Source organism: Niabella agricola (genome assembly GCF_021538615.1).
Lineage (GTDB): Bacteria > Bacteroidota > Bacteroidia > Chitinophagales > Chitinophagaceae > Niabella > Niabella agricola.
Genome location: NZ_JAJHIZ010000002.1, coordinates 1,046,125 through 1,062,240 on the forward strand (window position 1 = coordinate 1,046,125; position 16,116 = coordinate 1,062,240).

Below are 16,116 nucleotides of genomic sequence, written 5' to 3' on the forward strand. Positions count from 1 at the left end.
ATTTTATCTTTTAAACCGGTATCCATTTAGGCCCTTAGCTCCGCAATCCTGCACAACAAATAACGATCCTGCAAGAGGCTGCTTCTTTAGTTCTTCTTCGGTCAACCCCGCTTTGGCAGTTGTAATATATAAATCCGTAAGCGCAGCTCCTCCAAATGTGCAGGAGGTTACCCTGGCAACCGGAAGTGAGATAGAACAGACCATCTTGCCCGTACCAGGATCGTATCTTGCAACCTTCCACCCATCCCATAAGGCGATCCACAACATTCCCTCCGTATCAATGGCCATACCATCCGGGTAACCATCTGTTGGACAAATGCTAAATGCGATTCTTGGATCCGTTATTTGTCCGGAAACAATATCATAGTAATAGGACATGATATTTAATGTAGGCGTGTCAATAAAATAGAATCTATGTAACCTGATATCCCATGCCATTCCATTGGGGATCGTAAGTCCATGCATTATTTCCTTGAACACAAACCGATCGTTCATTGTATATAAACAACCCACACCAGGCTGTTCATCATCACTCATGCCACCTATCCAAAAATGTCCCAAAGGATCACATTTGCCGTCATTAAACCGAAACTTCAAAATCTCGTGTTCCGGCAGTTGTCCTTTTTGCGGTTTACCGGTAATTTCATTCAGCAAAACCACTCCGTCATCTTTTGCAACAAGTAACTGATCGTCTTCACACAGCGCAACGGCTCCCACCCGACCACCAAAATTAGTTGACTTAAACTGCGACATCCGGGCATTCCACTGATGAACCGCCCCATTCCTGATATCTACCCAATATAATATCTGTCGGCGCTCGTCCCATAGTGGCCCCTCCCCTAATACAGATTGATGTTTACAGACAACTTTGACCATCGATAAAAGCCTTTACGTTCCTGAATATATTATTAAAACCATTAGCCTGCTACGCCGACATTGCACGGGATCTGCATACTCTTTACATATCGGCGAAATAAATCCCCTTGCGGGCCCACCTTGTTTTGGCAATTTGTAATCTTTGCCGAAACCCCTCGTAGTTTTTTTGAGCAATCCTCGTCCAACCGACTTCCGCATAAGCTGCAATTCTGGGAAAAATCATATACTGCATTTGTCCAACAGCAGGAATCCATTCACCCCACATCTGGCATCCCAACCCCAATATTTTTTTTTCCAGCCGCTCATCAAAACCCTTTGGAACGGGATCAAATGCATATGCCCTTGACAAGGGAATTTGCTCATAGTCGTAATCCAGATAGGTATCATTGCTGTACGCATTCACAATATCATACCCTTTAGCAGCAGCATCTCTTAGCAAAGCTGTATCTCCTGTCCAAAAATGCACAATCGGATTACCGGAAAGCGACAATGTGGATTTCGCGTCTGAGGCCGCGACATAATCATGTACTCTATGCCCCAATAACTCATTCCAACCCATCGCCCGAACGCCTCTTTGCTTCAAATACACAATAATACGGTTCATAAAAAACATTTGCAGCTCGCCTGTTGTGTTTAGCTGGTTTTCCTGCATATAGGCACGCACAGCAGCAGATTCCTTCCAGAAATTTTGCAATGCCTCGTCTCCTCCGATATGAATAATTTTTGAAGGGAACAAGTTCGTCACTTCATCCAAAACATCCGTTAAGAATTCAAAAACGCGCGGATCGCTCACGTCATAAATGTCCATTTTTTGAAAAAAGGTTGTGGGCATTTCAAATTTCTTTTTTGTAGTGCCCAAAAAAGGATAAGAAACAATGGCTGCCGAGCCATGTCCAGGCATCTCGATTTCCGGAATAACGGTAATATGCCGCTCCTGGGCATATCGTATAATTTCGCGGATATCGTCCTGCGTATAAAACCCCTGATGGACTTCACCGGATTGAATCGGGCTTTTCCACTTTAACGGCCCGATCTGAGAGGATCTTCTTACGGCCCCCACCTGCGTCAACCGGGGGTACTTCTTAATTTCAATTCTCCACCCTTCGTCATTAACCAGATGCCAATGAAAGACGTTCATTTTCAGCAATGCCATTTCATCCAGCAGCACTTTCACCCGCTCCTTGCCTTTAAAATACCGGGCTTCATCCAGCATAAAGGCCCTCCAGCCAAACCGGGGTTTATCATTTATTTCAATACCCTGGACCCATACAGCAGCCCCTTGCCCGCCTATTGGTAACTGTTCAGGAAGTATTTGATATAAACTTTGCAGGCCGTAAAACCATCCGGCATCGCCAGACGCGACGATCCGAATGCCACTGGCATCGATTTTGAGCCGATACTGTTCCTTCAAAAAGTCCGGGTCCTGTTCAAACCAAATTGCTTTTCTTATACCTTTACTTCCAACAACCTTTTTAAGATCAATGCCGTATCGCTTCTTTATAAACGTTTTTAATCGCTCCACGGATGTATCGGACCGGCCACCGGCGCCCGCGATGACCGGCACATTTTTATCAATTAAAAAGCCCTCCGGGCTGCTGATACATTCATTGGGTAACGGAATAATGGTAATATCCCGGGCGCCGGTATTAAAAACAATAAAAAGTAAACTACATAAAATCACAATACCTTTTCTTATCAACATGGTTTCTTATTTTATACTTTCATTTTTCTCATAGGCCCCTAAAGCGATAGGTTTAAATGGAGCCTGCCCACACTGTTACCTGAAGCCGAGCCTATAACGTAAAAGTCATCCAGGTCAATGTTTTCATTATCATCTCCGGTCTTATTCATAAAAATAGGATACCGCAATTGCAGTGCGTCCCAACCACCGGCAACATCCTGGATCAACATTTTCTGGGTGCTCCAGTTTACCAGGTCTGTCGAAAGATACAATCCTACCCTGGCTGATGGACTTGTCGGATTTACACTATAATCCATGTATAATTTAGCACCTAAAAAATAGTTTGTGCCATTTATCTTAGCCACAGAAAAGCGAATAGGGTCCATCTGCCATTCATAGATCAGTGATTTTGATTCCGGCCCTTTGGTTTTTAAGTAGCTCAACATAGTTTCTTTCGTAAAACCAGCAGGAAGGGAGGGCACCCATCCGGAAACCGTATAAACGTACCATTTCGAAGGATCAATCGCATCGTTCAAATGAGCTTTAGCAACCTTAATGCCTCCGCCCGGAATACCTGCGGCAATCGTATCTATAGAGCTGTCAACGAAATAAACATAAATTGAATCTCCGGACACTACAGAGGACGGGTGCCTTAATCCATAGGAAGACTTTGTTCCGTCTGAACGATAATACCCGCCATAGGGCCAGACAAATGGTCCCTGATCATAGTAATAGTTATTGCCCCAGTTTGTGGCCGAGGTATTGGGCAACCATGCCAAATTCACGGTGGCGTGATAGGCCTGCCAACACTCAGCATATACACTACTTCCCGGCGCATATCCCGAATACGATGCCGGATTGGATAAAACTGGTGGATAAGTTGCATCAAAGGTATTGGCATACAATTGACCGGCACCATATTGATCTATCTGCCTTTCGTTTTTATTCTCACCATGGTTAAATGTTATATTAATGCTTCCTTGTGTCGGGTGTGTGTAATGATGTGCCGAGAAAATCCCGTTATACTGTCTGCGCCAGTCATAGCCGGATGGGACCGACGAAACAGGTATAAAATCATTCCACCAATCAAGTGCACATAACAAATTAAATGGCCCGTCTGCGTTTACGCCAAAATCGATATTTGAGGTTGGTTCAGCAAGAGAAACAGGCGAAGCCCACCCTTTCGTCCAGGCGGTAGTAAAAAAATACTGCTTCCAGCCTCCGCTAATTATCCATGGCGGGGTTTCGCAGTATGCTCCCTGAGTATTGCTGAAGGTGACGATGGCGAAAGTCGAGCTATTTAAAGAAAGACCTGGAAATCCATCTGAACTAATCGTCCTTTTCTGAGAAGAAAAAACCGGTACTGGAGCGTCGTCTTTAATATGCTTTTTACAGCTAATGCTGAACGTCGCCTCAAAAAGTATACACAATAGAAATATTTTTTTCATTGCTTATTGCTTTTAAATATTACTTTCGTTAAATCGCTGGCTGGATGCCTTATATCTATTCCAAAAGCTTTAAAATCACGCCGATTAAACGGCTATTTTACTACTACATCAGAAACAACTGTCCAATTATCAATTTTGCGTTCTTTATCAATTGCAAGCCGGATTCCCGGCTGATCGCCCGCTGAGACATCCACAACAGCCAGGGCCAGTCGATAGTTTCCGGCAGGGGCCGATATTTTGGCCTCCAGTATATATTTTCCGTCAGTGCCTCTAATCCAGGCGGATGGATCTGATTTCTGATCTTTTACAATTGCAACGACTTTATTGCTTTTATCAATCAGAGCGAACGCCACTTTATATTTATAATTCCACCGGCGGTTATTGTTAGGGCAAACACCTACTCCTGTGTTAACCCAATTATGTCCGATCTGAAAGGTCTCGCCGGAATGAATAACAGAAGGTATTGATAGTTGGGTCGGTGTAAACCGGTAACCTCCGAAACGCACAAAATTGCGCACCAGTTCCGGTGCAATCTTGGTCCAACCTTGAGTCTCCACCTCTTCTCTCAGGTCCAGCGTATTGGCATGAGATGAAATCGCATCGGTATAGACCTGAGTATACACATCTTTCCATCCCGTCCATTTCTTTCCATACACGGCATCTGCGGCCCAGGGACGGCAATCTTCTGCATGACAGCCCCAGTAACAGGATTCCGCGAAAAAGGGAATTTTCGGAAATTTGCTTTTTACATAGTCCCTTTCGGTTTGTGAGAACCAACTGCTGGCCAATCCATCCCTGCGGATAGCATACCCATTTGCATTAAGCGCCACTTTTTCTTCCAGTGGAATCCCAATCTCACTCCCAAATGTAATACTCAGTAAAACCCTTTTAAAGCTGCTGGCATATAGATTAATAATCCAGTCGAATACAGCTTCCTTATTTGCAGTATCCTTAAATACCAGGTGATGGCCTTCGCCCCACCATCCCAGATTATAGCCGTCTACGTAATCCACAACGGCAGGATCGTCAAATGCCTCCGAAAAGGCGCGCACAAAATTTCCAAACTTTTGCTGAAAAACAGGGTCATCCAGATAAGGGGTCCAGTTTTTTCCACCGCCCAGCTTGTCCACCAGGTATCCCTGCGCCCCCGCTTTCTTTACATAATCCGGTGTGCCAGGTTGAATATTGTCCTGGCCATCAATATAGATACTAAAGGCCAGCTTTAACCCCCGATCCCGCGCTCCCTTCACCAGGGCTTTGAAATTATCATCATACAACCACGCATATTTGCCTTCCTCCGGTTCCATGTTGCTCCATCTCCAACGTATATAAAAGATAGAGGCATATTTATTTGCAGCGTCATCTTGAGCGGCCCAATAAGTGGCCGCCTTTGCCACTGAATCATTGGCGTCATCATACAATGTCCAACCCATTGCCGGATTCCTAATTAGTGAAGTAGTGTCTACAGCAAAACGGATGGTTTGATTACCTTCAATGCTAAATACGTCGGCGGTGCTGTCACCGGGTGCATTCTGCTTGGTATTTTGAGCATTTCTGTTGCAACCGGCGGCGGCCAGAAAGCCTGTCGCCAGCATTAAAAAATACATCAGTCTTTTCATTTTCTAAGTGCATTTAATCGTTATTCAATTCTGTTTTGTAACCACTGCAATACCGCCCTCTGGCCCTATTTATTTCGTCATCCACGCAACCGAGTACTATTGGCGTTAAAACCTGTTTAACGGCGTCTATTCACGCTAATTTTGAACGCCGTAATTCTGTGTGTAGAAAGCGGCTTCAGGGCGCATAGCCTGAACTATGACGAGCAATAACCAGAAACGATAGACTCGCCGTGTTAGAGCAATTGCCCTTTCTATTTTAATAGCCGGCATTCTGTTTAAGGTTTGGATTCTCATTAATCGCCGATTGAGGAATCGGGTAGAGCGTATCCTTGTCTGTAGCAAAACGTTTGCCCCTGGCCAGTGCATCGCTGATTAATTTTCCATGTCTTATCAGATCCTGACGGCGCGAGCCCTCGGTACACAATTCCCATTGCCGTTCCTGCAAAATCCTGTCACGGAAGGAGCTTTGATTAAAATCTGATAAACGGATCGGATTTACTCCTGCACGACTTCGTAACAGGTTAACTAGATCAATTGCTTCCTGTGTGGGACCGCCACTGATTTCATTTAATGCTTCTGCTCTACATAGCAGCACGTCGGCATACCGGTAAATCACATATTCACTGGCGTCCCAGGTGCCATCCGTATTGGGGTTTTCCTGATACTTCATCGGCAATGCCCCCAATTTAAGGTGTGTATTTGCCGCTCTCCCGTCAATCATCTGCGCGCCATTCCAATACCAGCGCACCAGTCGCTCCCTTCTTTTATCATTTTGTTCAAACCGGTCCCAAACAGCCCATGGAACACGATATCCACTCCATCGGGTAAGAGGAACATTTGTATGAGATACATAATCCGGCGGCAGCGTTTCGGCCAGAAAATTATTTCCGTACCCACCCGTGGCCATACTCGGGATTGTAAAAATCAGTTCATTGTTATGCTGATTACTGTAACTCCAGATAGATGCATAATCGGCTTGCAACGCATAAAATTTCAGATCCATGATCTGCTGAGCAGTATGCGCAGCTTTGTCCCATTGCCGTTCGCGCATATACAGTTTAAGCAGTACCATCATGGCAGTACCCTTTGTCATTCGCCCATAATCCGCGCTGTTTTCATACGAAACCGGTAATACCCGCTGAACTTCGGAGAGCTCGGTTTCCAAAAAACCAACATACCACCCCTTTTCCGGTCGGCTGGGCTTATAGGACTGTGCCCGGGCCGGATTAAGGGCATACTCGGGATCCACAATAATAGGGAGCGGGCCGTATTGATCGTACAGGTCAAAAGCAATCAGGGCCCTGATCGTTCTCAATTCCGCTGTATATCTTTCCCTAAGCACCGGATCCACGGGAGCCGACTCCAGTTGTTTGATTAATCCGGTGGCCTTGGTTATAGCAGGCAACATCGCTGTATAAAATAGACTCAGAAAATTTGATTCAGGTCTCCAAAGGAATTCTGTCTGTTCATCTGTAGCCCAATTTGTAGTCCACTCATCGGTACACCCGATCCCCTGGGTAAGCCAGCCGCCCCAACTTGCGGTATACCGTTCCCAGCCTCCGCCTCTCAATTCGTAATAGATACCGGTAACAGCCGTTTTAACATCGCCCTCTGTTTTTAAAAAGTTTTCTGGGGAAATCGAGTTAAAAACCTCTGGTTCGAGGCCCTTCTCACACGCGCTAATCGTCAAAAATAGGATAAGCAAAAGGTATATATTGATCCGTTTCATATTGATTCCATTTTATGTTAAGTTTTTATTTGACCGAAAATCTGATACAGTTTCGGAATTAAAAGCTCAGGTCCAGGCCAAAAGAATAAGTACGTTGATTGGGGTAGCCTGCTTTCGAATCTGTTTCGGGATCCAAGCCTTTATAACGTGTAAAGACAAAAGGATTCCCAAGCTCTGCATAAATCCTGATCTTACTGAATACTTGTTTTGCAACGTTGCCCGGAAGCGTATAACCAAGCGTAATATTCTTACAGCGCAGAAAACCTCCATTCTGCCATAACCAAAACGCCGAAGTTGGATAAGCAGAAGGCATACCAGATGGCAAAACCGCATTCACATTATCATGAGCCCATCTGTCTTTTACAGATGTAAGTAGATTATATCCTGTAGGCAGGCGCATTGCATTAAACACCCCCCAACTATCTGCGTTCATATCATAACGCATATAGTTGAACATGCCATATAAAAAAACATTCAGGTCAATATTTTTGTAAACAAACGTATTACCAAATCCAATGGTAAACCCAGGATCAGAGGTTCCTTGCAACTGCATATCTTTCTGATCCAGTTTGCCATCATCATTCAAATCTTTGATTTTTTCCTGTCCAGGCAGGAGCGCTGGCATATAGGCAGGAGCCCGTTCTCCGGGCTGCAACAGCCCATCAGACACGTAGCGATAGATCGGGCGCAGGGGAGCATCCGTTTTTTCGTATACAGACAGTATTACATCCGGGTTTCTTTCTTTCCACCGATCAACATAACGGGCAAAAGTCAAATCTGTATTCCATGTGAACGAACCGTCCAAATTGAGGCTATGCAGCCCAATTTCCAGTCCCCGGCTCTGGGTTTTACCAATATTATCAGCAATTGCAGAAACCTGCATAAAAGAAGGTAATTTTCTAAAAGCAAGCAGGTCTTTAACAATCTTATGATAATAATCAATGCTTCCTGTAATCCGGTTGTTCAACAATCCAAAATCAAGCCCGATATTGGTACTGGTGGTGGTTTCCCATTTCAGATCTGGGTTGGCAATCTGTGATAAATAAGCACCCGTGCTCACCTGGTTATTTCCGAATACATACCCGTGCCAATCGGCCTGATAAAACGATAACGCATTTTGCCCGATATTCTGATTGCCGGTGCTTCCGTAACTCAACCGAAGCTTCATATCAGAAACGAACGTCAAAGATTTCATGAATGACTCGTCTACAATCCTCCATGAAAAAGCCGCAGAAGGGAAAAAAGCATATTTATTATTGACGCCAAACTTTGTTGATCCATCTACCCTACCTGTCAGGGTCAGGTAATATTTGCCTGCAAAATTGTAGTTCACCCTGCCGAAATAAGAAGCCAGCTTATTTTTATTCTTGTACGACCCAATTGTGCTGGGACCGGCCACTTCCCCGGCACCCAGAGAATTATACAAAAATGCATCGGTAAAAAAGCCGGAGCTACCCGCAGAAAATCCATCCTGCAAAAACTCCTGGTATTCATAACCCAGCAAGGCATCCAGGTTATGGTTATTCGCTATTGATTTTTTATAATTTAGGGTGGCATTGAATAACTTATCAAATTCATTATTTTCACTAATATTTGCCTGCCCGTTTACCTGTTGACCATATAAGGTGGTTTTAGGCAAATAAGTATTACGTTTGCCAGTCTGGTTATCAACGCCCACATTAATCCGCGCCTGCAGACCCTGTATAATATCAGCCGTGAGAAAAACGTTTCCCAGCACCCGTTTAGTAATCGTTTCATCATTGATGGTTAAAAGAGAAACAGGATTGGGCATACTTGCCAGGCCAGGGTTAATCGTGTAATTTCCATTACTATCCGTAACCGGTATCGCTGGATTATAGGAAATCGCAGTAGTCAGAATCCCGGCATTTTCCCAATCCTGGGTACCTAGAGGAACATTTTTATTATTGACCTGGTTCAACATTAAATTCAAGCCCATTGTAAATCGCTTGCTTAATTTTTGCTCCAGGTTGGTGCGTACAGCGTACCTTGCAAAATCCGAGTTTTTTACGACTCCGTCCTGACCGAAATAGTTCCCTGAAACCATGTATTTGGTTCCCTGCGTACCGCCGGAGACACTTAGATTATGCTGCCTGATATTTCCCTGACGGGTAACAAGTCCATACCAATCGGTGCCCGAACCCGCCGACGCAATTTGCGCATCGGTATACCATGGAGTATACGGAGGTGCAAGGGCCGCATCGCCTGTGCCATACGGAGCGATTTTATTATCGATCATCCATTTTTCATACACATAACGGTTGGTCTCGGTCATAAAATCACTTGCATTCAGCATGCTTAACCGTTTTGAAATCTGTTGAACCGCATAATTTCCGTTATAACTTACTACCGGACGCCCCGCTTTTCCCTTTTTAGTCGTAATAAGGATTACACCATTAGCTGCACGGGCTCCATAAATCGCCGTTGCAGACGCATCTTTAAGAATGTCGATAGAAGCAATGTCGTTGGGGTTAATAGAACTAAGCACATCACGACTACCATATTGATAGCGATTACCGCTGCCCGGCTCTACACCATCATTACTTAGCGGAAACCCGTCAAGTACCACCAATGGTTGATTACCGGCACCAGTAGAGGAGGCCCCTCTAATCAATAAAGTCACGCTACCGCCGGGTTGGGTACTGGTTTGAACGGCGGTAAGCCCGGCTGCGCGTCCAGCTAACATCTGGGAAATAGACGAGTTAGATGCTTTTGGCAGATTGTCTGTTTTAATCGTTGTTACCGAACCGGTAACATCTTTCCTTTTTTGAGTGCCATATCCAATAACAACTATTTCATCCTCGGTCGCCACCTGCTTCTCTAAAACGATCTCTAAATACCGTTTATTTGATATGTATTCTTCCCTAGTAGCGAACCCAACAGCTGAAAAAACGAGTATCGAACCTTTTCCTGCTACATTAATTTCAAATTCCCCATTCTGATTCGTCTGAGCTCCATTGTTTGTGCCCTTTTCAACGATACTTACGCCTCTAACAGCATTCCCTTCCGGATCAACCACTTTTCCGGATATGGACATAGTGGCTTTGGAAAAGGCCGCATCCAAAAGCTCATATTTTTTGTTAAATGAGGCAGCATCTGAATCATGGTAGAGGATCATCAACAGTATCCACCAAAACAAATAAATGCGCCGAACACCATGGTTGCAATCGTTTTTTTTCATGCGACGTGTTTAGTTATAGTAAAAAAAACTTTGGCGTTTTAAGCGCCAGCCATAAATCCCTTTAGCAATTTTAGGTAATGTAGCCTTTACGAAAACAGTGAATTATGACACTTCAAATATAGAAAGGACCAGAAGAGCTAAAGTATACTGGTTGATTAATTTTGTGTACTCTATTAACAAAATTTGACTAAAAAGCGCGTATACCATGTATATTGGTCCAAAAAATCAATACATAATATCTCCGACAGATAGCCCACTTTGGTAAATCCTCATTGAATGAGGACAGGAGTATGGAGAAAGTCCTCCCAGAGGATCGAAAAATTCTGTATATGACAGGTTTAAAAGACGACACTTTTTACTTATAGCGGTCTCGACACAAAAAGAGGCTGTCTTCTATGTTGAAAACCAAGTCTCGAGTGTTAAAATTTCAATACTGCATCAGCTTTTAGCTGGTGCAGTTCTTTTTCAGGCCCTATAAAAACAATCTTCTCTTAGCAGACATTAGGTAACCAGGCTCTGTCAAGTCACCCAAGAAGTCTATATTTTGAAATTTTTGTCACAAATCGATAGACAAGGATACGCAAATTTAGTCATCTCACTTTCCGGTAACACGTTAAAAAACTTGTGAACAAATTTGATAGAAATATCAAAGTTGTTGCACAAAAAACTTACATTTGTATTGACAGGAAACAACTGTAAAAAGTGATAAAAATCGGCTAAAATGCAGTCCTGACACATATTTGACACATCGCACTTATAACAAATTTATAGCCATGGGATTGAGAATCCAGTCTCGGGCACATTTGAAGGTTGCAAGTATATACTTGCAGCCTTTTTTATTATTACATATGCCCCGAAAAGTGCCGCTTGCTGCCCCCATTTACGACACATGAATGATACACAGAATTTTCTGGATTCTAACCAGCACAAAGGGCACAAATACAGCCTCTATTACCGCTTTTTTAATGTTCTTTTTGATCAGTTGACACATGGTTTGACACACGCTCCTGACAAACCGGCAAGTTGTTGCACGCAAAAAAAAGGAATTTGTCGCTTCGATTAAAACTACAGAGAACCTCGCCAAACGGTTTAGAAGATTTTTATTAAATCATTTCACCGGCGATACGCCAATGAATTATTTTGCCCGTTTTAAATGTGGGTAGTTAATGCAGCTACCAAAGACGGCTATTTCCGAGAAGCGCCTACCGAAAAAATAGCAGCACGTGCTAACCCAAGCAAACATCTAAAAGAGCTATAAGAAATAGAGGAATACTTCGCTTTACTGAAGATCCCATGTTTTAACCAACAGGTACAATTTGGCTTCCTGGTCACCTGCTATACCGGTCTTAGACGGTGCAATGTTGAAGATCTGCGCTGGCGTCAATTAATTGGAAAAAAGCGTATAGCACGCATCATACAACACAAAACAGGATTGCCGGTAGTATTATATCTACATCCGGTAGTAATAGCAATATTAAATATACTAAGGCCAACAGGTTACGCACTGGTCTACTTAACTGTTTTAGATTACCTAAAAAAGAAAAAAATCAACGAATTTGTACTCCTTACAAGGGATAGCGACTATTTGGATCCATTGAATAAACAGAAATTCAATGTGCTTGAAGATTTGAGTTATGAGGTCAAAGAACTTCCATTACAAATGAACACGGTCAGTATGGCGTTCCCCCTCGCTTTGAAAGCTTCCTGAATCATTTACTTTTCATGCAATTTTATCGATGAAAAATTTTGTTGTCCTTTTATTTGGATAAACAAACTCATTTATGCAACTTTGTTGCGATTTTGAAAAATGCAGATTTATATCCCATAGCGCTCTACAGAAAGTTATCGGCACTACTTTTTGTACTGATAATGCTTTGCTCATTGTCTGTACAGGCTGTGCACCATCACCACGCTGACATTAAAGATAATACCGCTGCCATTCAAAAAGGTTCACTCGTAAAAGTGGTTGCAGAACATTGCAAGGTCTGCGACCAGATCCGGCACAGTTCCTCTCCTGATCTATCCACTCCTGATACCGAACTAGCTTCCCCCATGCCGGTTACTCCCGTTCACGGAGGACGTTATTATATTGGCTTCTTTAAATTCACCCTGCAGGGCTTTACCAATAAAGGCCCGCCCACCGCTACTGTAACCGTTTAACACCTGTTGCTTGACAGGAAGTTGACTTTTTTCCGGTTTTTAATAATATATAAATACAGGTACCTGTTTCGCTGATGGCATCCGTGCCAATAAAGCTTGTATACTATTCCGAAGTGGTACGCTGTTGTACGATCCTATCCCTGTGTCATAAACGGGCTATACTCAACCTGGTTCGGGTTATAATCGCTTCCCGAAAGCCATTTTATGTTGATGACAAAGATTCCTTTCCATCTCTCAAACAATATAAAAATCCATGAAAAAATTATTCATATTCATTATTTCCGCAGCCATCATTGCCATCAGCGGCTGCAAAAAAAATGATATAACTCCGCAACCGGATAAACCATTTGTAATCACCGATCACTTTGTAGCGGGAACAAACACACAGAAAACCGGAAGCAGATACACCAGCGTGTATTTTATCCAGTTCTTAGAAAATAACAAGGCATTGTTTATTGCATCTTCGGCAAGCAACCTGGAAGGTACTTATACGCTAACAGACTCCACCCTTCTTTTTGAAGTTACCGGCGGCAATGCCCGTACTGCAAAATTCACGCTTGATAAACATAAGAAAATCACTTCCGCTTATTACACCGGCAACGGGCCTGTGGAATATGAAGCAACAGCCGAGTTACTCCCCATCACCGCAACCAATGAACTGGCAGGCAAAACCTTTAAGGGAGAAGAATTTAAAATGGGAGAAGTGAGCAACCGGCAAGGGTTGATCTATAATTTTAACAGGGCCGGAACCACCACCTATGGATCCGGAACCGATGCGGCAGCGATGGATAACACTGCTACCAATTATACGCTTATTGGAGGAAGTGGTTTTAAATCTGTAAACGGCAGTACAACCGAGTTAGGCTTTATCTCCAATAAAAAACTTACCGTTTTCCGGCTCAGCGGACTGTACTACTATGGGAAATATGATCAGCAATAATAAAAAGCGTTACTTTTTTTTACAACATGAGCATGATTATAGTGAATAAAAAGCAACTCGTTCTCCTGCTGTTCCTTTTTACCGGCACAAGCTGCATTGCCCAGCACCTTATTACCGGGAAAGTATTTACAGACAAAGGCCAACAGCTTCCCTTGCCTGGGGTACAGATTATTGCCGGGCACCTAGGTACTGTTACTGATAGTACAGGTATGTTTTCCATTTCTGTACAGCAGTTACCGGCTACGCTCCGGGTTTCACATCCCGGGTGCCTTCAAAAAAGTGTGGTTATACAAAACGAACAGGATTGGTCTGCCCTCACCATCGTGTTGGAGGAAAACTATACGTTGCTCAACCAGGTAGTAGTTACAGCTAACCGCTTCGGACAGCGCCTGCGGGATGTAGCGCAAAAAATGGAGCTCATTTCTGAAAAAGACATTGCAGCAACAGCTTCGACAGATATGACAGACCTGATAAAACGGAACACAACCGTTAATGTAATCCAATACCCCGGCCTCTTATCCGGCATTGGCATCCGGGGTTTCCGGCCACAGTTTTCCGGTTTAAACCAGCGGACATTATTATTAGTCAATGGCCGGCCCGCGGGCGTTACCAATATGGGTTTCCTGGACCTGAACAATGTAGCACGTATTGAAATACTCAAAGGGCCGGCGTCTGCACTCTATGGATCACAGGCCATGGGAGGTGTGGTCAACATTATCACTCCGCAGTCATCGGGGCCAGTACACGGTATTGTTAATGCATCTTATGGCAGTTTTAACACCTATATATTTAATGGACGTGCAGGAGGCGGTCTCAGTAAAAAACTGGACTTTGATGCCGCTGCTGGTTTTTTTAAACGGGCATCCGATATCCGCCTGGGCAATGGCAACCTGTTTCGTAACCTGCTGCAATCCGATACTGCCCGACAGATTTACAGCGTTCGCAGGAATGGCTCCCTGGCTGATTCTGCCGGTTATGCGCGGGACACTACAGGCGATGGTAGAAAGCGGGCTTATACCCGTTATGGGTATTACACCGGGTCGTTCCGTTTAGGTTACCGTATTAGTGGTCATTGGCGTGCAGACCTTAGTGGCAGCACGTTCATTGCAAAGAATGTAGAATCGCCGGGAGAGATCTTTAAGGAAGACCGAGATGCCGGATTAAAGGATGTGTATCGCTACAGCGGTGATCTGGCTGTTTCGGGCTCCGTCAAAAAACATTCCTTGTTATTCAGGGGCTACTGGTCGTCTGAACGCTCAGATGCCTTTGCTGTGCGCACTTCCAAAGGCGCCGTTATTGACACGCCCTATATTGCCCGCCGGTCCGGATATAAATGGTATGGCTTCCAGGCCAGGGACGCTTTACAACTGAAGCGGCAACAAATTATTTTCGGTTACGATTATAATTATGCTTACGGCAAACTGATCATTTTTCCCGCCCCGGCGGATAAGCAGCGGAATGAATATACCACAGCTCCTAATTCATCACTGGTTACGCATGCCTTATATGCCCAGGGACAATTGGTATTTTTTGACGATAAACTGCACGTCAATCCCGGTCTCCGCCTGGATCATACCACCTTTAACATCCTGGAAACACCCGGCTTTACCAATACCCTGCAAACCGGCAGTCAGCGCAATAATTTCCTGAGTCCAAGCCTCAGTGCTCAATACAATATCAGCAATGCCGTATCTGTGCATGGTAGTACCGGCAAGGCTTTTGTAACACCGGATGCCAGCAATATTGCCGGTACCACCATCCTGGGCAAAGGCACCGGTAAGATCACCATGACCCAGGGCAATCCTGGTTTGAAGAATGAGAGCAGCTGGTCGCAGGATATGGGTATGCGTTACGCCCGCAATGGCTGGTTTGCAGATCTGTCTTATTTTACAACCCGTGTACAGGATCGCATTACTTCCAAAGCTGCGCCACCGGCAACGCCCACGATCATTGAGGGGGATACTGTTACCGCCATTACTAATTATTACAATTCAGATAAAAGCTATATCAAAGGGCTTGAGCTGCTGCTCGCCTACGACTTTGGTGCGCCTGCCGGTTACCACTACAGCCTGCGCCCCTTCCTGAACAGCACGCACTATTTTCAATATGAAGACACAAAAAAAAATGACAAAGGCAATGTACAAATAACGCGTATGAACAGTATTGCCAAAAATAACCATGTATTCGGGATCGATTTCAGTTATAATAAATTCAACACGCGCCTCAGCGGGCGCTATACGGGTCCAAGGTGGGATGTGAATTATAATGATGCGCTGCGGCCTTTAATTGAATTTCCTCCTTTTCTAACTATGGACTTTTATACGGCTTACCGGATCACTCCTATGCACCAGGTGGCTTTCAATATAGAAAATATTACGGATGAAAATTATTATGAAAAAAGAGGCTACAACATGCCCGGCAGAAATTTCCGTTTAAAATATACACTGAATCTATAAAATAATCC

Annotated in this window: 9 protein-coding genes; 3 read left to right on the plus strand and 6 right to left on the minus strand. The window is 44.1% G+C overall.

Annotation, left to right across the window (positions count from 1 at the left end; genetic code table 11):
• Window positions 1-3: 3 nt before the first annotated feature.
• The 6 genes from LL912_RS04785 to LL912_RS04810 all read right to left on the minus strand — a co-directional run bounded on the left by LL912_RS04785 (window position 4) and on the right by LL912_RS04810 (window position 10,552).
• Window positions 4-876 (minus strand): SMP-30/gluconolactonase/LRE family protein, encoded by an 873-nt coding sequence (locus LL912_RS04785; protein WP_235552411.1) that lies wholly within the window; start codon window positions 874-876, stop codon window positions 4-6.
• A gap of 82 nt (window positions 877-958) precedes the next feature.
• Window positions 959-2,578 (minus strand): beta-N-acetylhexosaminidase, encoded by a 1,620-nt coding sequence (locus LL912_RS04790; protein ID WP_235552412.1) that lies wholly within the window; start codon window positions 2,576-2,578, stop codon window positions 959-961.
• A gap of 38 nt (window positions 2,579-2,616) precedes the next feature.
• Window positions 2,617-4,005, minus strand: coding sequence for a hypothetical protein (locus tag LL912_RS04795; RefSeq protein WP_235552413.1), 1,389 nt, complete (start codon window positions 4,003-4,005; stop codon window positions 2,617-2,619).
• 92 nt (window positions 4,006-4,097) lie between these two features.
• The gene (locus tag LL912_RS04800) at window positions 4,098-5,624 is read right to left on the minus strand and encodes a DUF4832 domain-containing protein (protein WP_235552414.1); all 1,527 of its coding nucleotides are present in this window, start codon (window positions 5,622-5,624) and stop codon (window positions 4,098-4,100) included.
• 256 nt (window positions 5,625-5,880) lie between these two features.
• A complete protein-coding gene (locus tag LL912_RS04805) occupies window positions 5,881-7,353 on the minus strand; it encodes a RagB/SusD family nutrient uptake outer membrane protein (RefSeq protein WP_235552415.1) in 1,473 nt (490 codons plus the stop codon).
• 58 nt (window positions 7,354-7,411) lie between these two features.
• On the minus strand, window positions 7,412-10,552 hold the full coding sequence (locus LL912_RS04810; protein ID WP_235552416.1) for a SusC/RagA family TonB-linked outer membrane protein: 3,141 nt from the start codon (window positions 10,550-10,552) through the stop codon (window positions 7,412-7,414).
• A gap of 1,881 nt (window positions 10,553-12,433) precedes the next feature.
• Here LL912_RS04810 and LL912_RS04815 point away from each other — a divergent pair.
• The 3 genes from LL912_RS04815 (at window position 12,434) to LL912_RS04825 (ending at window position 16,108) form a co-directional block, all read left to right on the plus strand.
• Complete coding sequence (locus tag LL912_RS04815) at window positions 12,434-12,712, plus strand: hypothetical protein (protein ID WP_235552418.1); 279 nt, start codon at window positions 12,434-12,436, stop codon at window positions 12,710-12,712.
• 253 nt (window positions 12,713-12,965) lie between these two features.
• On the plus strand, window positions 12,966-13,652 hold the full coding sequence (locus LL912_RS04820; protein WP_235552419.1) for a hypothetical protein: 687 nt from the start codon (window positions 12,966-12,968) through the stop codon (window positions 13,650-13,652).
• Between the two features lie 26 nt (window positions 13,653-13,678).
• Window positions 13,679-16,108, plus strand: coding sequence for a TonB-dependent receptor (locus LL912_RS04825; RefSeq protein WP_235552420.1), 2,430 nt, complete (start codon window positions 13,679-13,681; stop codon window positions 16,106-16,108).
• The last annotated feature ends 8 nt before the right edge of the window (window positions 16,109-16,116 follow it).